We start from the raw sequence: 21108 nt of genomic DNA on the forward strand, positions 1-21108 counted from the left end.
CGAAACTGAGAGAAGGGCAGCGCCCCGTTTATCTATTCCGCGCCAGCACCCGGTCGCACACGCTGTTCGTGCCTTCGCTCTTGCCGATCACCCGGCCCGCCACCGCGCCGGCAGCGCCCGCCAGCAAAGTCTCGCCCAGGCTACCGCCCGCCAGCGCACCAATGCCCGCACCACCGGCCGCGCCGATCACCGTGCCCTTGTCACGGCCCTGCTTGCCCTTGAGCAGGCAGTAGCGCACATCGTCGCGATCGCGCGGCGCCGCACGCGCCACCCGCGCCCGGTCCTTGCTGTTCAGGCTCGCCGCCATCACCGGTCCCGCCATCAGCGAAACACCCACGACAGCCGCGCAGATACTGGCCATCTTCATCGCACTTACTCCGTCTCTAACCATAACCATATTTGTAATGACTAAGAAACGAAGCGCCCCGCCGGCCGGTTCCCGTGCCGGCGGGGCCATCTGCAATATCAGTCCACCCGCGAAATGAACTGCTCCACCGGCCGCCGCACCTTCTTCAGGTTCACCAGCCAATCGCCCTCATCCGCGCGATAGCCGACCGGCATGATCGCCACTGACCGCAGGCCACGCGCCCGCAGGTCCAGTATCTCGTCCAGCGCCGCCGGGTCGAAGCCCTCCATCGGCGTCGCATCCACCTCTTCGAAAGCCGCCGCCGTCAATGCGATGCCGAGGCCCACATAGGCCTGCCGCGCGGCATGTTCGAAATTGGTCTGCGCGTCGCGCTGCGGATAGGTGCCCAGCAACATCTGGCGATAGGCTTCCCAGCCCTCATTCCTGAAGCCGCGCTCGTCATTGACGAGATCGAACATATGGTTGATCCGCTCGGGCGTATAATTGTCCCAGGCGGCAAAGACGATCAGGTGCGACGCATCCGTCACCTGCTCCTGATTCCAGGCGATCGCCTTGATCTTCTCGCGGATTTCCTTGTTGGTGACGACGATCAGCTCGAACTGCTGCAACCCGCTCGACGTCGGCGCCAGCCGCACCGCCTCCAGGATGCGCTCCACCTTGTCTTCGGGCACGGCCTTGTCCGGGTTCATCTTCTTGGTGGCATAGCGCCAGTTCAAACGGTCGATCAGCATCGGATACCTCTTCATGACAGAGCGCCCGGCCTAAGCCCGGCGCATGACGCCATGATGTAGAGGCTTGGCCGCCGAAATAAAGGTATCATTTAAAAACTGGATATCCTGTCCTGGCCATTCAGTCGGACAGCCCGGCGAACGATCAATAACGGGCAGCTGCAAAGCCCTCTCCCGCCTTCGCGGGAGAGGGTTGGGTGAGGGTCTTCTTACTGGATCAATGCCAACCGGATGGCTTCAATTGCACCATCGAAATTCTCGATCACATCATGGTTCCAGATGCGCAAAAGTCGATAGCCCTTGGCTTGCAGCCATGTCGATCGCGCTTCATCCTCGCGCTCATTATGTTGGCCGCCATCGAGTTCTACGATCAGCCGTCGCTCTACACACAGGAAATCGACAATGAATGGACCGATCGTTGCCTGACGACGGAATTTGAAACCATCCAGTCGGCGGTTACGCAAAGCAGACCATAATTTCTGTTCAACATCTGTAGCGTCTCGACGCAGCCGTGCCGCATGAGGACTGATCTGACGTCGAACAGGATGCATCGGCCTGTCATACAGAAAGAAAAACCCTCACCCAACCCTCTCCCGTGAAAACGGGAGAGGGCTATATAACACCGATCGCTCCCCCCAATCCCCCTCACATCCCCCGCACCCGCGCCTCGCCCTTCTTCCCCAGCATCAGTTCCGTCATCGCCCACACCAGCGCGTCGGCGCGATCGGGCGACCGCCCCGGCCCGACATAGCCGCCGCCCGCCAGCAAGCCGCACATCTGGTCCTCCATCTCCGGAAAAGCGCCGCGATGCGCCACCCGCCCGGCCTCGTACAGTGCCGCCACCGGCTCCGCCCGCGCCGCCTTCCCCCGGCTCGCATGGACCAGCTTCAGTGGCAGCGCCTCCTCCGCCGCCAGCAGCACGCTCGCCACCATCGCCCCACCATTATTGGCCTCGGCCACCACCCGGTCGGCGCCATGGACCAGAGCGGCCGCCGCCACTGCCCGCGCCCAGCCTTCGGGCGACTGTCCCGCCACGCTCGCGTCCGCGATCACATAGGCCCGCCCGTCGCCGCCGATCCCGGCCACCACGATCCCGCACGCATCCCCGCCCGCCGACGCCGGCGGATCGACCGCCACCACCACACGGCGAAGCATGCCCGGCACATGCGCGACCCGGCACCGCTCGATCAGGGTGCGCGACCACAGCGCGCCCTCCACCTCCTCGATCAGTTCGCCGTCCAGTTCCTGCCGCCCCAGCCGCGTGCCGCCATAGCTGTCGGTCATCGCCGCGACGAAGCCGGGCGCCAGATGCGCCGCATTCTCCGCCGTCCGCCCCCGCGTCACTACGACATCGTCGCCCTCTCGCGCGACCAGCCCCCGCACCAGCGGCACCGGTCGCGGCGTTGTCGTCGCCAGCATTTGCGGATGCGTGCCCAGCCGCAATCCCATCATCAGATTATGCCAGGCCGCCTCGCCGCCCGCCCATTTGGCGATCTCGTCGGCCCAGCCATGGCTGAACTGCGGCCCGCGCAGACTTTCCGGCTCGGCCGCGCCGAACAGCGTCGCCATCGCGCCATTGGGCCAGCGCAGCGTCCGCAGCGCCGGGGCATAGGCCGGCCGGTTCCACCAGGGCGCGATCGCCAGCAGCCCGCTCGCCCCTTCCACCATCACGCTGCGCGCCTCGCCCAGCGTTGCGCCCACCAGCGCGATCCGCGCCGCCGGGTCCGCCTCCGCCACGGCGCGCACCCATTCCGCCCCGGCCCGCGTCTTGCCATAGCCGCGCCCGGCCATCATCAGCCAGATGCGCCAGTCGCCCGGCGGCGGCAACTGCCCCGGCCGCGCCAGATAGCGCCACTCCTGCGCCAGCCGCTCCGCCGCCGGCAAGTCGTCCAGCAGGTCCAGCACCGCCCGGGCGGCCGCATCCTCCTCGGCCAGCCATTCCCTGCCCGAAATTTCCCTGCCCGGAATCTCCATGCCCCTCCCCCACCATGTTCGCGCAAAGGCGCAGAGATCGCAGAGACAAAAAAGGCCGCACAAAGGCGGCCTTCCTTAATAATCTCTATCTCCTCTGCGCCTCTGCGCGAACCTGTTATTTCCGCGGCGCCATGCCGCCAAAGGTGACGATGCTCTCCGCCCCGTCCTTCGCCACGGCCGCCACGCCGATGAAATGATCGTCCACCACGATATCCTTCAGCACCGTCTCGGTCGCACCCGTCACGACCCGGCTATCGCTCCAGTCCTGCGCATCCGCCCGCCGCCAGTAAACCTTGTAAGCCGCAGCCCCCGGCACCGCGTCCCAGAAGACCCGCGTATCCATCGACAGCGCCCCGTCCAGCGACACGGTCGCGGGCGCCGCCGGCGCATCCGCCAGATCGCGCAGCGCCGCGATATTGAGCGCCGTCACCTTCGCCAGATAGGGAAAGTCCATCCCCTCGACCGTATCGCCATAGACGCGGCCATTTTCAGTCCGCAAATCCTGATGCTGCCGGTCATAATTCTCGATCCCCACCGAAAAGCGCACGGCGGGAAAACCCAGTTCCAGGAAAGGCGAATGATCGCCCCCGCGCCCGAACCGGTCCAGCCGCCGCACCGCGAACACGTCCAGCCCGATCTGCGGATTGCCCTCCGCGATCCCGTCGATCTTCTTGGCCAGCGCGCGCGACGGCCCGTCATCCTCGCCGCCGATCGCCCGGCGCGTCAGATTGGCCTTGGCATCTTCCGAAAAGCGGATGCCCTCGGAAAAAACCCGCACCCGGTCAGCCACGATCTGTCCATTCTGGCCGACCGTATTGCCGACGATATCGTTGTTCAGCATCGCCCGCACCTGCCATCCGCGCTTCTTCGCCGTCTCGGCCAGCAGCTTGGCGCCCCACAGCCCCTGCTCCTCGCCCGACAGCAGCGCATAGACGATCGTGCCGTCGAACTTTTCGCCCGCCAGCACCCGCGCCGCCTCGATCACCAGCGCCGTGCCCGACGCATTGTCGTTCGCGCCCGGCGCATCATCCTTGATGTTCATCACATCAGTCACGCGGCTGTCGATATGCCCCGCGACGATCACCACCTGGGTCGGATCACCCGTCCCCTTCTGGATCGCCAGCACATCGGCCACCTCGACACCATTGGGCGCGCGCGGCCCGGTGAACGGCCCGGATATCGTCTCCACGCTCAGGCACCCGCCGCACCCCTTGCTGATCTTCGCAAATTCGTCCGCGCCCCATTTACGCGCCGCGCCGATCCCCCGCTTGGGGTCGGTCGCCGACGACAGCGTATGGCGCGTACCGAAACTCACCAGTTTCTCCACCGTCGCCTTCAAGCGCACAGGATCGGGCGCGCGGGTCTGCGCGACGGCGGGAACAACGTTCAGGGCGGATGCTGCGGCCAGCAATAGGATCTTTCTCATCGCCCCGATCTACCGCCATTCCCCGGCCTGTAAAGTCGCACATCTGTAAAGCACCCGCCGCCTTTCTCGCGCCTGCACAATAATCCCCAATATAGATCAAATATTTATCCCTTGACGACCAGCCCGCCGCAAATGCACCAGTGCGCTATTCAGCTCGGGGGAGCTGAGTCTCTTTTGGGGGTTTAGATGTTCAGAATAGCTATTGCGGCGATGGCGCTTGCCATCGCTTCGCCTGCCTTTGCGGAAACTTTGACCGTGGATAGCGTGATCGCATTATCGGGAGCGGGCATTGGCGACGAAGCCGTAATTGCCAAGATCAAGACATCCGGCACTAAGTTCGATCTGACGACCGACGAAATGCTGATGCTTAAAAGCAAGGGCGTCTCCGGCCCAGTCATCGCTGCAATGCTGAACAGCGGTGCGACTACCACCGCTCCGGCCATGTCGATGGATTCACCCGATCCACTCGTCCCGCATCCTGCTGGCGTTTATCTCCTGTCCAGCACCGGCGCTGGCCGCAAGATGCAACGTATTGATCCCACCACCACCAATCAGGCCAAAACCGGCGGCATCATCGGTTACGCCTTTACGGGCGGCATAGCGTCGATGAGCATCAAGGCCGCCATTCAGAACGAGGCTGCGCGCGTCCGTAGCCAACCAGGTCGCCCCAGCTTCTATTTCTTTTTCGACGAATCCAATCCTGACACCGCGCGCGCAAATACCGCTTGGGCAGCCGGCACCGCAGCGACCGTCTCCTCCCCATCCGAATTTACGTTAATCAAACTCATGAAGAAGGATGGCCGTCGGGAAGCCCGCGTTGGCAGCGCGAACATCGGCGGAGCGAAAACGGGCGTTATGGACAAGGATCGCCTCCCCTTCGACTATGAAATGGTCCGGCCGGGCGTCTTCAAAGTAACCCCCACGCAAGAGTTGGAGAGCGGTGAATATGGTTTCATCTACGCCCTTACCGGGGGTGGCTCGGCAGGCGCAATGACTGCGCGCATCTTCGACTTCGGCGTGTGACCCCTCGCTGGAGATCAAGACCAACTGATCGTCAGGCGCGCGGGCGGCGGTGCAGACAGGGCCAGTCCCCCTTTCTCGCCGCCGCCCGCACTCACCTCAACACTGCCCGTTGAACCCATTGCCGTTCCGGTCGTTCTCCCATTTCGGGAGACGATGCGCATGGATGCGGATTTCGACATCAGGCCAGACCCGCGTCATAATCTGATACGGGTCAGGATGGCCGGCTTTTTCGATCAGGATCATGTGCGGCATTTCGCCGCCGCCTATCGCTGCGCCCTTGCCGGCCTGACCGCGCCGGGTCATCTGACGCTGGTGGATATCAAGGCGATGAAGATTCAGGCGCAGGATGTCGTGGCCGCCTTTTCCGCGCTGCTCGCCGCGCCGGACGTGCGATCGCACAAGCTGGCCTTTCTCTGCGGCTCCACCCTCGCCCGGCTTCAGGCGCAACGACTGACCGATCGGGACGGGGTTCGCTTCTTCGACGACCCCGTCTCCGCCGAACGCTGGCTGCTGGACTGAAGGCAGCGCCCGGCCGCGATCAGTGCGTCCGGCTCGTCACCTTCGCCGTGCCGTCGGGCAATATCTGGATCAGGTGCGCGCTCTCATTATTACACTGCGCCTTCCATCCGCGCACGCCATGGCGGATGTCCGCCCGCTCCGATCCCGTCACCTCCGGGCAGGCCGCGCCGCTGTCGCGGATCGCCTTGGCAAAGACGCCATTGCGCAGATCCTCGTCCAGCTTGGCCACCTGCGCCGCCGCGCCGGTTTCCGGCTCGACCCGGTTCTCCGCCGCGACCTGATCCGTCCCGCCATCACCACAGCCAGCCAGCGCCCCGCTCAGCATTGCGGCCAGACCCAGCATCATCCACTTGCGCACATGCATCTCCCATCATCCGGCCATCACGGCCCAGACCCAATCTTCAGGCCGATCGCGGCCCCCACAGGATGACCGCACCACCGATCAAACAAATAGCCATGCCGATCAGATCCCACCGGTCCGGCCGCACGCCCTCCATCACCCACAGCCAGACGATCGCCGCCATGATGTAGATCGACCCATAGGCGGCATAGGCCCGCCCGGCATTATCCGCCTCCACCAAAGTCAGCAGCCAGGCGAACAGGCACAGCGACACGACGCCCGGCCCGATCCACCACACCGACCGGCCCATCCGGAGCCAGGCCCAGAAGGCGAAACAGCCCCCAATCTCCGCCAGCGCGGCGCCGATATAGACAAGCACGGTCATTGCCAGCCGCCGTGACACCATCCCGCCCCGATCGCAAGGGCGGGAAGGGGGTGGATAGGGGACGGTCGGCTCCTTAATGAAAAGCTAGGCATAACGGCCGCTCACCCGACTAGGTCAACTCCCTCACTATCCGATCTAGCACCGTCGCTACGCTTGAATACACGCGAAAGGGCCAATGCATCTCAAGGGAACGAGACGCGCCTCGCATAACAATCCCTACAGCAATCGGCGCATCAAGATCGCCTTGCAGCCTCATGACATCCCGAAGAGACGCGAGTTTCAGCGCTTCAATCTCGTCATATCGGCAATCTATGGCAGACATAGGCCCGTCATAACTGAAGCCCAATTCCGAAAGCGTGAGCACCATCGTGCCGTCCGCAAATTTATAGATCGGTTTGCCGAAAACCGAAACCGGGGCAACTTCCCATTGTCCGATACCTGGGGTTACAGCCGAAGCCAGCGCCTGTGTGATCCATCGTTCCACTTTGTCCACAACAGCACGCCTCCTACGGCAGCTTGTAGGCCTATGTGCCCAAGGATGGAACGTCCACAAATGGTCGCTTCCAGACCCAAACATCCGTTCGCCCTAAGCCTGTCGAAGGGCCGCACTTTTCTTCCAACATAAGCCCAAAAGAAAGAGCAGGGCTTCGACAGGCTCAGCCCGAACGGATGTGGGGTGTCCGCAAGTGATCGCAATCCGCCACCCTGTTTCCTACCCGCCCCTGCTCGCTCCCTTTCCGTACAGCCACACCCCCACTAAACCCCCGCCATTTCCCGTCGCCATCCGATCTCGCCCAGCACGGCCTCGACCCGCGCGATCGCGTCGGCACTGTCGGGTCGTCCAGCCGCCTCTCTCACCGCGCGCCGCTTCTCCATCCGCTCGCGATGCAGCGCGAACAGCCGCAACGCCACGGCCAGGTTGCGCCCGCGCTTCACTTTACGCGCCTTCACCGCGCCCTCACCGTCCAGCACCACTTCCTCGACCTCGCTGCCATGCAGCGCCTCGCGCATCAGCATCAGTTCGATCTCGCCATAGCCCTCCTCCAGCGCATCGTCCCACGCCTCGGCAAAGCCCGCGTCCAGCTTGCGCCGGCGATAGGCGCTGGCGCGACAAACCCCGGCCTCGCGCGCCGCCTCGCTGGCATTGCAACTGTCCGCCAGCGCCGCAAAGAAGGCCTGCACCTTCTCCACTGTCCAGCTATCCTCACGCACCTTGCGCTTCTGCCCCCGCGCGCCGCCGCCCCTGTGCTGGCGCCCCGCCACCAGTTCCCGCTCCGCCTTACCCGCCATGCCTCCCTCCCCCGTCCGCCCCACCCAAAAGCCAAAAGGCCCAAAACAAAAAAGGCCGGTCCCTCCGGACCAGCCCTTTTGCCGTCACCCGCATCAGCGCGTCGGCGACTCACATTTCTCCACTGTGCCAATCTCTGTCAGATCAGCGTGACGATGTCAAGAAAAATGTTCCATATGGGTTATTTTCTAACCATCGCCGCGATTGCCTCCGCTTCCTGCTCCATCGCCGCAGCCACGCTCGGCCGCGCCTTCACCCGCCCGATCCAGGCCACAACCTTCGGCCAGCGATCCGCGCTCAGCCCATCCGACACATAGTCCACATTGATGATCGGGCAAGCCGCTGCCAGATCCGCCAGCGTGAAGCGATCCTTCACCAGCCAGCCACTTTCCGGCAGCACATTCTCCAGATAATCATAGATTTTCGGCATCTCATCAGCCTCGGCCGCATCCGCCGCCGCCAGATCCGGCTCACGCTTCAGCCGCTTCGCCACCGCCCGGTTGAAGAAGATCTTCTGCCCGATCGGCTGCACCACCGTATCGCCAAATTCCTCATACCATATCGTCCGGGCACGCGCCTTCGGTTCCGCTGGGATCATCTCCGTGCCGGGGCGCAGGGCATCCATATAGGTGATGATCGCGGTGGAATCGCACAGCAGGAAATCGCCATCCTCCAGCGCCGGTATCTTGCCGAACGGCGATCCCTTCAGATAGCCCTCGGCCCCGCGTCCGAACCCGGCCGCCTGCACCTCGACAGCAATCCCCTTTTCCGCCGCAAAGACAATGACCTTGCGCACAAAGGGCGACGGCCGCGCGCCATGGATAATCATTTCTCTCTCCTTCTGTCGTCAGGTCGGGCGGGGCATCCTGCCAATCCAGTAGCAGGATGCAATCTATTTATACGCCCTCAATATGAACCGTTCGGGCTGAGCGACGTCGAAGCCCTTTCACTGAGCGACGCGAAGTACATCGCGCCTCAGAAACGGCGCCACCACCCCCATCACCCGCGCGACCGTATCGGCCTTCTCCCCCACCGGCGCGACATAGTCGATCACGTCCCGAGCAGCATCTTCCCCCGCCCCGCGCCCGATCGCCCAGGCGCTCAGATAATGCGCCGCCATGCACCCGCCAGCCGTTGCGACGTTACCGGCCGCATGGAACGGCGCCTCGATCACCTGCGCGCCGGTCGCCACGACCCAGGGCTTGCTCGTCACATCGGTGCAGACCGGCACGGCCTCCAGCAGCCCCAGCCTCGCCAGCAGCAGCGCGCCCGAACATTGCGCCCCGATAATCTGCCGCACCGGGTCCAGCCGCATATCCGCCATCAGTTTCGCATCCGATACGATTTCCCGCGTCCGCACCCCGCTGCCGATCAGCACGACATCGGCTTCACCCGCAAATTCAAGCGGTTGCTGCACATCGACCCGCACGCCATTCATCGATGTCACCGCCGCGCCCGGCCCGCAAATCTCCGCCCGCCATCCCGGCACCCGGTTCAGCAGCGCCAGCGCCACGAAACTGTCCAACTCGTTGAATCCATCGAACGTGACCACCGCCACCCGCATCCCCGCCTCCGCACACCAGAACCTCGTCATTGCCTTAGAGGCAGGCGCACCCATCCGCCCGATCCGCTCGCGACGAATTGGCGTCCTTCAGAATTGCGGTCCGGCGACACCCGGCGCCAGCGGCTTAGACTGCGGCCGCGCTTGCGCCCCGGCGTCATCATCCGGCTCAGGCCCCGGCGCCACTCCGCCCGGCACCATTGTCCGCGTATAATCGATGCGGATACGCACCCAGCTACCCACCATCTTCTTGCCATTGACCCGTGGCGGCATCACCAGAAACTGCCAGGCCGCCAGCCGCACCGCCTTGGCCAGGCCCGATCCGCGCGGATATTCCCCCAAAATCTGGCAATTTTCGACATGATAATGGTCGATTGTCTTGCACGCGACCAGACCATAGCCCCGCGCCGGCGCATTGACCGGCAGATAGGTCGACAATTCCGCATGGGTCGGCCGCCGATACCATTCCGCCTCGTACAACTGCACCCCGCCCGGCCCTTCGCCCGGCCCCTGCACCATGGAACTGTCGCCCTTGCCTTCGCCCACGCCCTGCGTTCCCTTGGGCATGTTGCCGATATCGGCCGACGCCATCTGCTCGCGATTGAGCGTCAGGAAGGGGAAAGGCGATGGCGGCTGCTCGGCCGGCTTCTCCACCGGCACCGGCGGTCGCACCACCGGGTCGGCCTGCTTTTGCGGCGAAGACTGTTTCTCTTCGCGCTTCTGCGTCTGTTCCGCCTTGGCCTGCTGCTGGTCGGTCTTCTCGCCCGTCTCGACGTCGAACGTCACCGGCAGGCGATCGTCTTGCTTGGGCGGCTGGAACCCCGGCGACAGGGTGAACAAAGCCAGCAACAGCAACAGGTTCAGCACCAGCGCAAAGGCGATGCCGCCCGCACGTTGCCGCACCTTGTCCCAGGGAATCGAAGAAAAGGTCAAATGCGGCGCCGAACAGGTCTTGGAAAGTGGGGGTCATGCCCAGACGGCGCCGAACAATCAAGCCCGTCCCCCTCTATCCTGTCGCCCAATCGTCACGCAAAAGCGCTGGCGACCCGAAACGATCTCGGCTAGGTCGGCGGCAATGCTCAACAGGCTCTATCAATGGACGCTGGCAAAGGCCGCGCACCGCCACGCCGAACGGTGGCTCTTCGCCATCAGCTTCATGGAATCGAGCTTCTTCCCGATCCCGCCGCACCCGCTGCTCGGCCTGATGTGCCTCGCCCGCCCGGAAAAGGCGATCCGCTTCGGCTTCATCTGCACCCTCGCCTCGGTGCTGGGCGGCCTGCTGGGCTATGGCATCGGCCATTTCCTCTATGAAGCGGTCGGGCAACAGATCCTCACCGCCCTCGGCCTTGCTGCCAAATTCCCGGTCGCGGCCTGCTATCTGCGCGATTACGGGGCGGAAATCATCCTCATCAAGGGCGCGACGCCCATCCCGTTCAAGCTCATCACCATCACGGCGGGCTTTGTCGGCCTGTCGCTCTTCACCTTCCTCTGGGCCAGCATCGTCAGCCGCGCCTTCCAGTTCATGCTCGTCGGCTTCCTGTTCTGGAAATTCGGCCGCCCGATCAAGGCGTTCATCGAGAAATATCTGGCCCTCCTCTCCGCCCTGTTCCTCGTCCTCATCGTCGGCGGTTTCATCGCCGCCTCGATGCTGACCGGCGGCGGGCACAAGAGCGACAAATGCTCCGGCGCCACGATGGAATCGATCCGCTGACGTGCTGAAGCAAGCCTTCGCCCGCCACCCCAAAGTCGCGGCGCTGCTGGCGGGTTTCGCCTCCGCCACCGGCTTCGCCCCGCTCAATCTCTGGCCGGTCACGCTCGCCTGCCTGATCGTGCTGATCCTATTGATCGAGCGCGCACCAGACCGCCGCGCCGCTTTCCTGCGCGGCTGGCTGTTCGGCGTCGGCCATTTCACCCTGGGCCTCAACTGGATCGCCCACGCCTTCACCTTTCAGGACGCCATGCCCCACTGGTTCGGCTATGGCGCGGTGGTCCTCCTGTCCCTCTACCTCGCCGCCTATCCCGGCCTCGCCACGCTGGGCGCATGGTGGCTCTCCCGAAAACTCCCCTCCCTCTCAGGGAGGGGCCGGGGGTGGGTAGGCGAGCAAAGCGAGCCAGTATCCTTCATCCTCCTCTTCGCCGCCCTGTGGATCGCCACCGAATATCTGCGCTCGACCCTCTTCACCGGCTTCGCCTGGAACCCGCTGGGCGTCACCCTGCTGCCCTCGCGCGCGGCGATCGGCGCAATCCTGATCGGGACTTACGGCCTTGGCGCCATCACCATCCTGACCGCCGGCGGCCTGCTGCTCGCTCTGCGTGCTCAGACCCGTCCCACTACCGCGCTTCTGCTGCCCTTCTTCGCCTTTTCGCTCTGGGGCATCTTGTCCTCTGCCCCCACCACGCCCGTAGGCGCGCCGCGCATTCGCGTGGTCCAGCCCAATATCGGCCAGGACGAGAAATATTCGATCGAGGCGGAATATCGCAATTTCCGCAAGCTCTCGACCCTGTCGGGCCAACCCCGCCCTGCCCCGCGCCTCATCTTCTGGCCCGAAGCCGCGATCCCCGCCTATCTCGACATGGAACCCGACTGGCGCGCCCGCCTCGCGCACCTGCTCGGCCCCAACGACCTGCTGATGACCGGCGGAGACAAGGTCTATTTCAAGCCAGTCGAGCAGGACGGCACCCTCGTCAACAAGCTTTCCGGCGCCAATAACAGCGTCTGGATCGTCACCCCCGCCGCCACCATCGCCGGCCGCTATTCGAAGGCGCATCTGGTTCCCTATGGCGAATATCTGCCGATGCGGAATATCCTCGAACCCATCGGCCTGTCCCGCCTCGTGCCGGGCGACGCGGATTTCTGGCCCGGCCCCGGCCCGCAAAGCCTGACCCTGCCCGCCAATCCCGGCCGCCCGCCGCTGAAAATGGGCATCCAGATCTGCTATGAAATCATCTTCTCAGGGCAAGTGATCGATCCGGCCAACCGCCCCGACTTCCTCTTCAACCCCTCCAACGACGCCTGGTTCGGCAGCTGGGGACCGGTCCAGCATCTCGCCCAAGCCCGCCTGCGCGCGCTGGAAGAAGGCATCCCCATCATCCGCTCCACCCCCACTGGCGTGTCCGCGATCATCGACGCGCGCGGCCAGGTCGTCCACGCGCTCGGCCTCAACCGCGCCGGCTTCCTCGATTCCGGCCTGCCCCCCGCGCTCCCGCCCACGCTGTTTGCGCGGCTCGGCAACTGGGCGCCTTTCGCACTGATGCTTCTGCTGCTCGGCGCAGCCCTTGCGCTCCGCAAAGGCAAAAGCTAATAGCGACATAAAGTTTTCTTTATATCCTTTCGTCCGTCATCGTCTTACGGGAGTCCTATGCGCAAACAATTCCTCTTCACCTCGGAATCCGTTTCCGAAGGCCATCCCGACAAGGTTGCGGACCAGATTTCCGACGCCATCGTCGATCTCTTCCTGTCGAAAGACCCCGAAGCCCGCATCGCCTGCGAAACGCTGACCACGACCCAGCTCGTTGTCCTCGCCGGTGAAATCCGCTGCAAGGGCGTCTATGAAAACGGCGCTTGGGCACCGGGCGCGCAGGAAGAAATCGAAGCCGCCGTCCGCGCGACGGTGAAGCGTATCGGTTACGAGCAGGACGGCTTCCACTGGGAGACGTTCCGCTTCGAAAACAACCTGCACGGCCAGTCCGCGCACATCGCGCAGGGCGTCGATGAAAGCGGCAACAAGGATGAAGGCGCCGGCGATCAGGGCATCATGTTCGGCTATGCGTCGGACGAAACCCCCGACCTCATGCCCGCCACCCTCTATTACAGCCACAAGATCCTGGAACGCATGGCCGCCGACCGCCACGCCAAGGTCGTCGACTTCCTGGAGCCCGACGCCAAGAGCCAGGTGACGCTCGAATATATCGATGAAAAGCCGGTCCGCGCGACCGCCCTCGTCGTCTCGACCCAGCATGCCGCCGGCATGGACAATGACGACAGCCGCGCCAAGCTGCGCGATTATGTCAAGGGCGTGATGGCCGACATCCTGCCCGAAGGCTGGCTGCCCGGCGACGAAAGCATCTACGTCAACCCGACCGGCCTGTTCGAAATCGGCGGCCCGGATGGCGACGCCGGCCTCACCGGCCGCAAGATCATCGTCGACACCTATGGCGGCGCGTCGCCCCATGGCGGCGGCGCGTTCAGCGGCAAGGACCCGACCAAGGTCGACCGTTCGGCCGCCTACATCACCCGCTACCTTGCAAAGAACATCGTCGCCGCCGGCCTCGCCCGTCGCTGCACGATCCAGCTCAGCTACGCCATCGGCGTGGCCGAGCCGCTCTCGCTCTATGTCGACCTGCATGGCACCGGCACGGTCGAGGCTTCGGCGATCGAAGCCGTTCTGCCGACGCTGGTCCGCCTGACGCCAAAGGGCATCCGTACGCATCTTGGCCTCAACAAGCCGATCTACCAGAAGACCGCCGCCTACGGCCATTTCGGCCGCACCCCCGACGGCGATTACTTCCCCTGGGAAAAGACCGACCTGGTCGACGCCCTCAAGGCGGCTCTGGCCTGACGATCTCCCCCCTCCCGCTTGCGTTGGCCGGAGGCACGTGACTCCGGCCAAGGGCAGCGAGACTTACGCGCACAGCGCGTTAGCCGCAGCGGGGTGGGCACATCGCACCATCATAAAAGGGCGCCTGGCATCTCCACGGCGCCCTTTTTCATGCTCCGTTCCTGTCCATAAAATGACGAAAAGTTCATTAGGAAAGCGCCCCCGCCCGGCGCATACAACCCCTGTCGGGTTCGCAACCCCTGTCGAACCCGACACCTCTCCCCAAAGAGGCATATCATGACAAAGATGGTTGCCATGGCCCTCCTCGGCCTCGCTCTGATTGCCGGCAATGTTGCTCCTGCATCTGCCGCGCCGTGCAAGGACGCGAAGGGCAAGTTCGTCAAATGCGCCCCCAAACCGCCCGTCAAAAAGGCGCCCTGCAAGGATGCAAAGGGTCGTTTCATCAAGTGCAAATGACCTGAAGACGAATGGTGGCGGCGGGCGGCTTTCAGCCAGGCCCCGCCGAAATCCGACGACATCCCTCCTCGCCGTCGTCGCCAACCGCTTGTTATTCTGTCCCTTCCCGTTACCCTGCTGCACCGTAGGGGTTCGGGAAGGGGCAGTTCATGCATAAGAGATTTCTGGTTCTGGCCATCGCGCTGGCATCGTCGGCGCTCGCCGCACCTGCAATGGCCCAGCCCGCGCCGCCCACAGCGATCACGGCGCCGGCCGACCAGCCCTGGGTCCATGAACCCGGCAATATCACCTTCCCCGCCGCGATCGACGGCTTCGCCCGCAGCGAAGTCAGGGATCTGAGCGGCGGCCGGCTGCTCGACGTTTCGGTCGCCTATGACGACCCGATCGGCCGCACCCACGTCAATTTCTACGTCTATCATGCCGCCGAACCCTCGACCGCGCTCTGGTTCGATGTTGCAGCGACCATGATCGCCACCAACAGCAAGTTCGGCACCGTGACGCCGCAGACCGATCCTGTTGCCTTCCCCATCCCCGGCGCCACCGTCTCGGCAGGATTGCGCCAGAGCTTTTCCGTCACTCAGCTTGGCCGCAGCAGCGGCGTCGCGCTGATCGCGCTCGGCGAATGGGTGGTCAAACTGCGCATGACATCGCCAGTCTATGACGCTGCCCAGCTCGACGCTGCGATGGACCGGATGATCCGGCAGGTCGGCTGGCCCAAAACGCTCCCGCCGCTGGCCGCCGCGACGCCCTTCCACGCCTGCGAGAAGGCCCGCCCCTTCGGCTCGGACGCCAAGAAGCTGAAACTGGACGGCGCGGCCGTGCTGCTCGGCGCCATGGCCGGCAAGGTCGATACCGATGATCGCAGCAAGGCACGGGAGAAAGGCGAAGCGCCCGCCCCGCTTGTCCTGTGCGTCCACAGCGATCGCATATCCGGCCGCCTGCCCATTTATCAGGGCGAAAAACGGGAAGACGGCTATGCCATTCCGCTCGGCGATTCCGGCGAATTGCTTGTGGTAGAGCGCGATTCGCTCTCCGGCCTGCTGCTTGGCAGCAAAGGCCCCGTCCCCTGGTCGCTTACCGTCAAGAAGCATGACAAATGGCTCCAATATGCCAGCTATGACGCAATGCCGCCGCCGGCTCAGGCAATCCTGGCCGTCCAGTCGGAACATCCCGTCTCGGTCACGACGGTCTATGGGAAGGATAATAGCGTCACCCTCTCGCCCGACGCCATCAAGGATAAATAGGCGGCCTTGCCCCCATCGCCGCGTCCCGCTATCGGCGCTGCCCATGACAGCGCATAAATCCGGCGATCCCACGACCCTCAACCGCCTCTATGGCCGCCAGTCGGGGCCAAAGCTCCGCAAGGGGCAGCAGGAACTGGTCGATACCCTCCTGCCCGCCGTGTCGGTGCCGGCGGAGGGTGCCGTGACTTCTGCGGACCTGTTCGGCTACGATCGCCCGCTCCATTTCGAAATCGGCTTCGGCGGCGGCGAACATATGGCCTATCGCGCCGACATGCTGCCCGATCATGGCTTCATCGGCTGCGAACCCTTCCTCAACGGCGTGGTGCAGGCGCTCGGCCATATCCGCGACGGCGCGCTCGGCAATGTCCGCCTGCACATGGGCGACGCGCTTGATGTGCTTGCCCGTATCCCCGACGGCTCACTGAGCTTCGTCTACCTGCTCCACCCCGATCCATGGCCAAAGGCGCGCCATGCCAAGCGCCGGATGATGAACCCCGGTCCGGTCGCCATGATCGCGAAGAAGTTGAAGCCCGGCGGCGAATTCCGCTTCGGGACCGATCATCCGGTCTATCTGCGCTGGGCGCTGATGGTGATGAACGGCCATCCCGATTTCGACTGGCTGGCCAGCGAGCCGAAGGATTTCCAGACCCGCCCCGGCGGCTGGCCCGAAACCCGCTACGAAGCCAAGGCCCGCCGCATCGGCCACGAAGTCTGGTATTTCCGCTACCGCCGCCGCGCCTTGCCGGCCTGACGCAGGGAAATCTTCAGGGGATCAGCCCCTTGGCGGCGAGGCGTCCGCGTTCCGCCGCGACCTGCGCCGCCGTCATCTTGCCGCCCGCCCGGACCTTCGCAATTTCCGCCGCGGTGAAGGCCGCCGCCGGCTTTGCGGCCTTCTTCAGCGACACAGCATGATTGAGCACGTCGGCGACATCCTGGTCGCTCAGCGTCCCCATGCCGGGCATCAATCCCGTGATCTTCCTGTCGTCCACCGTGATCGGCCCGTAAATGCCATAAAGCAGCACCATGGCCAGATAGCGCCGCCCGTCCGTGCTGGTCGCGATCTGCGACACGCGACCGCTCAGGCGCGGGAACTGGCCGGGCAGGCCGGCACCCGATGGCTGGTGGCACATGGAGCAGCGACTGGCGAAGGTCTGCGGCCCCGCCGCCATCGTCACCGCCGGCACATGCGCCGCCATGACGGCCAGAAGGGATAGAGTGACGCGCTTGATACCCTGAATCATCGCCTGTTTTCCCCCGGACATGGCGGACAACTGTCCGGGAACCGCGCCGCTCTGGACACGATGCCGGATTTTCCGCCTCTTCCCAATCTTATATGAATGCAGCAATACTGGACATGCTTCAAATATTCGTCAAGCCGCTCATTTTCCGACACGCGCAAAGGGTGGCGCGGGAACCCAAGCCATGATAGAAAGCCGATCAAGGCAAATCTGATATGATACTCGCTCCCTCACGGCCCGGCATCTATGCCCGCGGGTCCGAAACGGTCGACCAGATCCTCAAGGCGGCCCTCGACGTTTTGATCGATGAAGGCGCCAATGCCTTCACCCTGCGCCGTATCGCCGCGCGCTGCGACATGAAGGTCGGCAATGTCAGCTATCATTTCCCGCGCAAGGAAATGCTGATCCAGGTAATGCTGGACGAGATGCTGGAATCCTATGACAAGCTGCTGGAGGAAATGGTGCGAAAGCCCGGCCTCACCGCAGAGGAACGGCTGAAACTCGTCATCATCCTGTGTCTGGAGGATATCCAGACCAAGCGCACTACCTATTTGTTCACCGAACTCTGGGCGCTCGCCAACCAGAGCGAGTTCGTCGCGGATCGGGTGCGCCTCTTCTATCGCAAGGCGCAGGAAGTGATCGGCGAATATGTGGCCCAGATCAATCCGGCCCTGACCCCGGATGAGGTGCACAGCGTCGCCCTGTTCATCAGCGCCTCGATGGAAGGATCGACGCCCTTTCTCGGCCATCAGAAGCCATGGGCGCACAAGATGCCGGTCTTTACCGCACTTGCGGCGACTTCCTTCGTGCATCTTGCCAAGACGGTGACTTCGCGCGATCTTGCAGCCTTGATGACAGAAGCGGCCTGACGCCGCTCTTGATGGGGGGAGAGTGATGGTCTGAACGGCAGCGGCGCCACCGGCGCCGGTTTATGCTGTGGGGACCATCATGGAAGGACGCCGCCTCTTGCCCGCATGGGCAACCGACCGAAGCATCGCCTGCATGGCCGCTGCCGCGCTCGCCATGTTGCAGCCCGGCATCGACCCCGTCTTCCTCACCCTGCTGACCGCCGTCACCGGCCTTGACCCGTCCGATCATGGCTGGATCGTCGGCGCAACCCAGGGCGGCATGGCGATCGGCGCAATCGCGATATGGCGGGGCGGCGCCCATCTGCCTGCCGGGACGCCTGCCCTCGCCGCCCTGATCGCGACCGTAGCGAGCCTCGCTACGCCCGCGGTGGAAGAGATGGGCATGCTGGTCGCCGTGCGCGGCCTGTTCGGTGTCGGCATGGGCGTTGCCTATACCCATGCGATGAGTGCAGCCGCCTCGCATCGCCCGACCGGCGCCTATGCCGCTGTCTTCCTGATCCAGTTGCTGCTCTCCACACTGGTTGCATTGCTGCTTCCCGCAATCGGCGACGCCGCCGGCCCTGCCACTGCGCTGCGACTGCTGGCGCTGGCGCCGATCGGCGTCCTGCTGCTGTGCGCGTTCATGTCCACCGCCGTCCCGACACGAGCGCAGCCGGACGAAGCCCATGATCGCACGCCTGCTCCGCCCCGCGCATGGGCGCTGGCCGCCGCCCTGTTCTGCTTCATCGCCGCCACGATGATGATCTGGAGCTTTTCCGGCGCGCTGGCGCTGGCCGCCGGCATCGACGACAACGTGATTGGCGAGGCGGTTGCGATCGGATCGGTGATTGGTGCGCTGACTGCGATCGCCCTGATGCGCGAACGCAGCGTCATCCCGTTGCCGCTGACCGGCCTGTTGTCGGGTCTCTGCCTGCTCACCCCGCTCGCGCTCACCCGGCCCGGCGCACCGACGTTGTTCATACTGGCGATCGGCCTGCTCAATATCGGGTCGACCGCCACCATCATCCGCTTTTCGGGCCTTGCCACCACGGCGGGCGGCGGCAGCCCGCTGTTCCGCCGTTTCGTTGCGTGCGTCCACAGCCTCGGCATGATTGCAGGCCCGGTCGCCGGATCGATGCTGTCGGACGGGCTGGGGCCGCAGGGACTGGTCGATGGCGCACTGGTTGCCCTGATCGCCGGCTGCATCGCCCTGCTGATCGCCGGCATGCCGGGGCATTCGGGCACCCGACGGATCGATGGCGTGCATCAGATTATCGCCTGACGCTGCCCTAGCGCGGCAAGGGCATGAAAATATTTCCATTGGCGCGACCTACCCCCTTGACCAATCCTTGACACTTGTCCAGCCTTCCTTCCAGCACCGTAATCGGGACCATATGAGTCCGGCGGCGCCGCACCGATCAAGGGGGATCACACCAGATGTCGAATGCCGCCGTCAGGGGATTTTTCGCCGCCACTGCTCTGGGCCTGGCCCTGTGCGCAGCCGCCACCGCTCATGCCGCCCCCGCCGACACGACGGCCGCGCTGGAGCCGGAAACGTCCGATGTCGTGACGATGGAGCCGCCCAAGCCCAACTGGTTCTTCATCGACGGCGGCTGGGACATGCCGGGCACCAGCATCTTCGACGGCGAAACCGGCAAGATGAAGGGCATGGTCGAAACCCGGCGCCTCGCCGACATGGCGATCGACCCGGCCGGCAAATTTTATTATGTCGCCGAAACCATCTGGTCGAAGGGCGATCGCGGCACCCGGCAGGACATGGTGTCGGTCTATGACACGCGCGAATTGAAGCTGGTCACCGAAATCACCATTCCCGACCGCATCCTCATCGGATCGCGCAAGAATAATTTCATCATCAGCGACGACGGCAAGACCGGCTTCGTCTACAATCTCAGCCCCGCCTCATCAGTGAACATCGTCGATCTGGTGAAACGCAAGTTCGTCGCCAATGTCGAACTGCCCGGCTGCGCCAGCATGATGCCCAATCCGGGCGTCGGCTTTTCCGCCCTGTGCGGCGACGGGTCGCTCGCCACGGTGAAGCTGACCGGGTCGAAGGCCGACATCACCCACAGCGCGCCCTTCTTCTCGTCCACCGACGATCCGATCTTCGACAATTTCACCTATGACCGGAAGAAGAAGGAAACCACCTTCCTCAGCTATACCGGCCAGGTCTGGACCGCGAAGCTCGGCCCGGCGCCGACCATCTCCGCCCCCTTCTCGATCCAGGCGGCCGCCGGCATCCGGCCGGGCGAAACCAAGCCGCTGGAACTGAACTGGTATCCGGGCGGGCGTCAGCCGATGGCGCTGCACCGCGCGACCGGCCATCTGTTCGTGCTGATGCACATGGGCGAATATTGGTCGCACAAGGCGTCGGGCACGGAAGTGTGGGAGGTCGACCTTGCCACGCAGAAGGTGGTGAAGCGCCGTCCGCTCGAAGAACCGATGAACAATATCGAGGTCACCCAGTCGGACAAGCCGCTGCTCATCATGGACGGGGAAAAGGGCACCGCCATCGTCATCGACCTCGCCACCTGGGAGGAAAAGCACAAGATCGAGAAGGCCGGCGGCAGCACCATTACGGTCGCGGACCCGTCCTGACCATGGCGCTGGGTCTGGCGATCGCCGCGCTGGCGGCTGCCATCGGGATCGGCCTGATCCTGTTGCAGGCGGGCCTGTCGAAACTGCGCCATCGCGCTTTGCTGCCCGGCGTGATCGCCAGTTACCGGCTGTTGCCTCCCGTGCTGGTGGCGCCCGCCGCCACTCTCCTGCCGCTGGCGGAGATCGTCATCGGCGCCACGCTGCTTGCCGGCCTGGCGCCGGTGCCGGTGCTGCTCGCCATGCTGCTGCTTAGCCTCTTTGCCGGCGCGATGGCGATCAACATCCGACGCGGGCGCAGCCATATCGACTGCGGCTGCGGCCGGTCCCAGTTGCGCCATCCGATCGGCTGGCCGCTCGTCGTCCGCAACCTGCTGCTCATCGCCCTGATCGCGCCGCGCCTGCTGCCCGCTCCGCCGCTGTCATCGCTGGACATCGCCACCGCCGCCGCCGGCGGGGTCGCGCTGTTCCTCGCCTACCATCTGCTCGGCGCCCTGCTCGCGCTGATCGCCGCCCCTGCCGCCGCCTACCGGAGATAG

25 protein-coding genes are annotated in these 21108 nt (G+C 64.5%); 12 read left to right on the top strand and 13 right to left on the bottom strand.

Annotation, left to right across the window (positions count from 1 at the left end; translation table 11 throughout):
* Positions 1–28: 28 nt before the first annotated feature.
* The 5 genes from ACNHGR_RS08010 to ACNHGR_RS08030 all read right to left on the bottom strand — a co-directional run bounded on the left by ACNHGR_RS08010 (position 29) and on the right by ACNHGR_RS08030 (position 4495).
* Positions 29–367, bottom strand: coding sequence for a hypothetical protein (locus ACNHGR_RS08010; RefSeq protein WP_184265796.1), 339 nt, complete (start codon positions 365–367; stop codon positions 29–31).
* A 98-nt stretch (positions 368–465) separates the two neighbouring features.
* The gene (locus ACNHGR_RS08015) at positions 466–1113 is read right to left on the bottom strand and encodes an NAD(P)H-dependent oxidoreductase (protein WP_475285246.1); all 648 of its coding nucleotides are present in this window, start codon (positions 1111–1113) and stop codon (positions 466–468) included.
* Between the two features lie 191 nt (positions 1114–1304).
* Positions 1305–1646, bottom strand: coding sequence for an endonuclease domain-containing protein (locus tag ACNHGR_RS08020; protein WP_475285248.1), 342 nt, complete (start codon positions 1644–1646; stop codon positions 1305–1307).
* 94 nt (positions 1647–1740) lie between these two features.
* Positions 1741–3069, bottom strand: coding sequence for a DNA-packaging protein (locus ACNHGR_RS08025; protein WP_475285250.1), 1329 nt, complete (start codon positions 3067–3069; stop codon positions 1741–1743).
* A 115-nt stretch (positions 3070–3184) separates the two neighbouring features.
* Positions 3185–4495, bottom strand: coding sequence for a M20/M25/M40 family metallo-hydrolase (locus ACNHGR_RS08030; RefSeq protein WP_475285252.1), 1311 nt, complete (start codon positions 4493–4495; stop codon positions 3185–3187).
* A gap of 186 nt (positions 4496–4681) precedes the next feature.
* On the opposite strand from ACNHGR_RS08030, the gene ACNHGR_RS08035 reads away from it, so the two are divergent.
* Entirely contained in the window at positions 4682–5518 is an 837-nt protein-coding gene (locus ACNHGR_RS08035) for a hypothetical protein (RefSeq protein WP_475285254.1), read from the top strand.
* Positions 5519–5677: 159 nt separating this feature from the next.
* Complete coding sequence (locus ACNHGR_RS08040) at positions 5678–6037, top strand: hypothetical protein (protein WP_184265808.1); 360 nt, start codon at positions 5678–5680, stop codon at positions 6035–6037.
* Positions 6038–6056: 19 nt separating this feature from the next.
* On the opposite strand, the gene ACNHGR_RS08045 is transcribed toward ACNHGR_RS08040, so the two are convergent.
* From ACNHGR_RS08045 to ACNHGR_RS08075, 7 genes are all read right to left on the bottom strand, one after another.
* Positions 6057–6383 (bottom strand): hypothetical protein, encoded by a 327-nt coding sequence (locus ACNHGR_RS08045; RefSeq protein ID WP_475288361.1) that lies wholly within the window; start codon positions 6381–6383, stop codon positions 6057–6059.
* Positions 6384–6438: 55 nt separating this feature from the next.
* Positions 6439–6762: a YnfA family protein gene (locus ACNHGR_RS08050; protein WP_475285256.1), complete on the bottom strand. Its 324-nt coding sequence runs from the start codon at positions 6760–6762 to the stop codon at positions 6439–6441.
* Positions 6763–6871: 109 nt separating this feature from the next.
* Positions 6872–7255: a hypothetical protein gene (locus ACNHGR_RS08055; protein WP_475285258.1), complete on the bottom strand. Its 384-nt coding sequence runs from the start codon at positions 7253–7255 to the stop codon at positions 6872–6874.
* Between the two features lie 263 nt (positions 7256–7518).
* Positions 7519–8052, bottom strand: coding sequence for a hypothetical protein (locus ACNHGR_RS08060; protein WP_475285259.1), 534 nt, complete (start codon positions 8050–8052; stop codon positions 7519–7521).
* Between the two features lie 179 nt (positions 8053–8231).
* The gene (locus tag ACNHGR_RS08065; protein ID WP_475285261.1) at positions 8232–8879 is read right to left on the bottom strand and encodes a glutathione S-transferase family protein; all 648 of its coding nucleotides are present in this window, start codon (positions 8877–8879) and stop codon (positions 8232–8234) included.
* Positions 8880–8996: 117 nt separating this feature from the next.
* Positions 8997–9614, bottom strand: a complete 618-nt coding sequence (locus tag ACNHGR_RS08070) for a DJ-1/PfpI family protein (protein ID WP_475285262.1) — start codon at positions 9612–9614, stop codon at positions 8997–8999.
* Between the two features lie 87 nt (positions 9615–9701).
* Positions 9702–10544 (bottom strand): hypothetical protein, encoded by an 843-nt coding sequence (locus tag ACNHGR_RS08075; protein ID WP_475285264.1) that lies wholly within the window; start codon positions 10542–10544, stop codon positions 9702–9704.
* Positions 10545–10686: 142 nt separating this feature from the next.
* Between ACNHGR_RS08075 and ACNHGR_RS08080 the strand changes: the two genes are divergently transcribed.
* The 6 genes from ACNHGR_RS08080 (at position 10687) to trmB (ending at position 16621) form a co-directional block, all read left to right on the top strand.
* On the top strand, positions 10687–11322 hold the full coding sequence (locus ACNHGR_RS08080; RefSeq protein ID WP_475285266.1) for a YqaA family protein: 636 nt from the start codon (positions 10687–10689) through the stop codon (positions 11320–11322).
* A 1-nt stretch (position 11323) separates the two neighbouring features.
* Entirely contained in the window at positions 11324–12913 is a 1590-nt protein-coding gene (gene lnt / locus ACNHGR_RS08085; protein ID WP_475285268.1) for an apolipoprotein N-acyltransferase, read from the top strand.
* Positions 12914–12970: 57 nt separating this feature from the next.
* Positions 12971–14170: a methionine adenosyltransferase gene (gene metK, locus ACNHGR_RS08090; RefSeq protein ID WP_184265828.1), complete on the top strand. Its 1200-nt coding sequence runs from the start codon at positions 12971–12973 to the stop codon at positions 14168–14170.
* 276 nt (positions 14171–14446) lie between these two features.
* On the top strand, positions 14447–14626 hold the full coding sequence (locus tag ACNHGR_RS08095) for a hypothetical protein (protein ID WP_475285270.1): 180 nt from the start codon (positions 14447–14449) through the stop codon (positions 14624–14626).
* A gap of 149 nt (positions 14627–14775) precedes the next feature.
* Complete coding sequence (locus ACNHGR_RS08100) at positions 14776–15870, top strand: hypothetical protein (RefSeq protein ID WP_475285272.1); 1095 nt, start codon at positions 14776–14778, stop codon at positions 15868–15870.
* A 43-nt stretch (positions 15871–15913) separates the two neighbouring features.
* A complete protein-coding gene (trmB, locus tag ACNHGR_RS08105) occupies positions 15914–16621 on the top strand; it encodes a tRNA (guanine(46)-N(7))-methyltransferase TrmB (protein ID WP_475285274.1) in 708 nt (235 codons plus the stop codon).
* A gap of 13 nt (positions 16622–16634) precedes the next feature.
* Here the strand turns inward: trmB and ACNHGR_RS08110 are convergent, their stop codons facing one another.
* The gene (locus ACNHGR_RS08110) at positions 16635–17111 is read right to left on the bottom strand and encodes a c-type cytochrome (protein WP_475285276.1); all 477 of its coding nucleotides are present in this window, start codon (positions 17109–17111) and stop codon (positions 16635–16637) included.
* Positions 17112–17323: 212 nt separating this feature from the next.
* Here ACNHGR_RS08110 and ACNHGR_RS08115 point away from each other — a divergent pair, with 212 nt between their 5' ends.
* The 4 genes from ACNHGR_RS08115 to ACNHGR_RS08130 all read left to right on the top strand — a co-directional run bounded on the left by ACNHGR_RS08115 (position 17324) and on the right by ACNHGR_RS08130 (position 21108).
* Positions 17324–17977 carry a TetR/AcrR family transcriptional regulator gene (locus tag ACNHGR_RS08115; protein WP_475285277.1) on the top strand — a complete coding sequence of 218 codons (654 nt, stop codon included), beginning with the start codon at positions 17324–17326 and terminating at the stop codon, positions 17975–17977.
* 79 nt (positions 17978–18056) lie between these two features.
* Complete coding sequence (locus ACNHGR_RS08120; RefSeq protein ID WP_475285279.1) at positions 18057–19238, top strand: MFS transporter; 1182 nt, start codon at positions 18057–18059, stop codon at positions 19236–19238.
* Positions 19239–19393: 155 nt separating this feature from the next.
* Positions 19394–20572, top strand: coding sequence for an amine dehydrogenase large subunit (locus ACNHGR_RS08125; protein WP_475285281.1), 1179 nt, complete (start codon positions 19394–19396; stop codon positions 20570–20572).
* Between the two features lie 2 nt (positions 20573–20574).
* Positions 20575–21108: a MauE/DoxX family redox-associated membrane protein gene (locus ACNHGR_RS08130; RefSeq protein ID WP_475285283.1), complete on the top strand. Its 534-nt coding sequence runs from the start codon at positions 20575–20577 to the stop codon at positions 21106–21108.

The organism is Sphingobium sp. RS1, from assembly GCF_056156825.1.

What these genes read in the sequence shown, in the direction of transcription:
- ACNHGR_RS08130 (WP_475285283.1), top strand. Translation starts at nt 20,575, where the DNA reads ATGGCGCTGGGTCTGGCGATCGCCGCGCTGGCGGCTGCCATCGGGATC.
- ACNHGR_RS08015 (WP_475285246.1), bottom strand. Translation starts at nt 1,113, where the DNA reads ATGAAGAGGTATCCGATGCTGATCGACCGTTTGAACTGGCGCTATGCC.
- ACNHGR_RS08045 (WP_475288361.1), bottom strand. Translation starts at nt 6,383, where the DNA reads ATGATGCTGGGTCTGGCCGCAATGCTGAGCGGGGCGCTGGCTGGCTGT.
- ACNHGR_RS08020 (WP_475285248.1), bottom strand. Translation starts at nt 1,646, where the DNA reads ATGCATCCTGTTCGACGTCAGATCAGTCCTCATGCGGCACGGCTGCGT.
- ACNHGR_RS08025 (WP_475285250.1), bottom strand. Translation starts at nt 3,069, where the DNA reads ATGGAGATTCCGGGCAGGGAAATTTCGGGCAGGGAATGGCTGGCCGAG.
- ACNHGR_RS08095 (WP_475285270.1), top strand. Translation starts at nt 14,447, where the DNA reads ATGACAAAGATGGTTGCCATGGCCCTCCTCGGCCTCGCTCTGATTGCC.
- ACNHGR_RS08065 (WP_475285261.1), bottom strand. Translation starts at nt 8,879, where the DNA reads ATGATTATCCATGGCGCGCGGCCGTCGCCCTTTGTGCGCAAGGTCATT.
- ACNHGR_RS08040 (WP_184265808.1), top strand. Translation starts at nt 5,678, where the DNA reads ATGGATGCGGATTTCGACATCAGGCCAGACCCGCGTCATAATCTGATA.
- ACNHGR_RS08060 (WP_475285259.1), bottom strand. Translation starts at nt 8,052, where the DNA reads ATGGCGGGTAAGGCGGAGCGGGAACTGGTGGCGGGGCGCCAGCACAGG.
- ACNHGR_RS08120 (WP_475285279.1), top strand. Translation starts at nt 18,057, where the DNA reads ATGGAAGGACGCCGCCTCTTGCCCGCATGGGCAACCGACCGAAGCATC.
- ACNHGR_RS08110 (WP_475285276.1), bottom strand. Translation starts at nt 17,111, where the DNA reads ATGATTCAGGGTATCAAGCGCGTCACTCTATCCCTTCTGGCCGTCATG.
- ACNHGR_RS08100 (WP_475285272.1), top strand. Translation starts at nt 14,776, where the DNA reads ATGCATAAGAGATTTCTGGTTCTGGCCATCGCGCTGGCATCGTCGGCG.
- ACNHGR_RS08035 (WP_475285254.1), top strand. Translation starts at nt 4,682, where the DNA reads ATGTTCAGAATAGCTATTGCGGCGATGGCGCTTGCCATCGCTTCGCCT.
- ACNHGR_RS08030 (WP_475285252.1), bottom strand. Translation starts at nt 4,495, where the DNA reads ATGAGAAAGATCCTATTGCTGGCCGCAGCATCCGCCCTGAACGTTGTT.
- ACNHGR_RS08070 (WP_475285262.1), bottom strand. Translation starts at nt 9,614, where the DNA reads ATGCGGGTGGCGGTGGTCACGTTCGATGGATTCAACGAGTTGGACAGT.
- ACNHGR_RS08125 (WP_475285281.1), top strand. Translation starts at nt 19,394, where the DNA reads ATGTCGAATGCCGCCGTCAGGGGATTTTTCGCCGCCACTGCTCTGGGC.
- ACNHGR_RS08115 (WP_475285277.1), top strand. Translation starts at nt 17,324, where the DNA reads ATGATACTCGCTCCCTCACGGCCCGGCATCTATGCCCGCGGGTCCGAA.
- metK (WP_184265828.1), top strand. Translation starts at nt 12,971, where the DNA reads ATGCGCAAACAATTCCTCTTCACCTCGGAATCCGTTTCCGAAGGCCAT.
- ACNHGR_RS08010 (WP_184265796.1), bottom strand. Translation starts at nt 367, where the DNA reads ATGAAGATGGCCAGTATCTGCGCGGCTGTCGTGGGTGTTTCGCTGATG.
- ACNHGR_RS08080 (WP_475285266.1), top strand. Translation starts at nt 10,687, where the DNA reads ATGCTCAACAGGCTCTATCAATGGACGCTGGCAAAGGCCGCGCACCGC.
- trmB (WP_475285274.1), top strand. Translation starts at nt 15,914, where the DNA reads ATGACAGCGCATAAATCCGGCGATCCCACGACCCTCAACCGCCTCTAT.
- ACNHGR_RS08050 (WP_475285256.1), bottom strand. Translation starts at nt 6,762, where the DNA reads ATGACCGTGCTTGTCTATATCGGCGCCGCGCTGGCGGAGATTGGGGGC.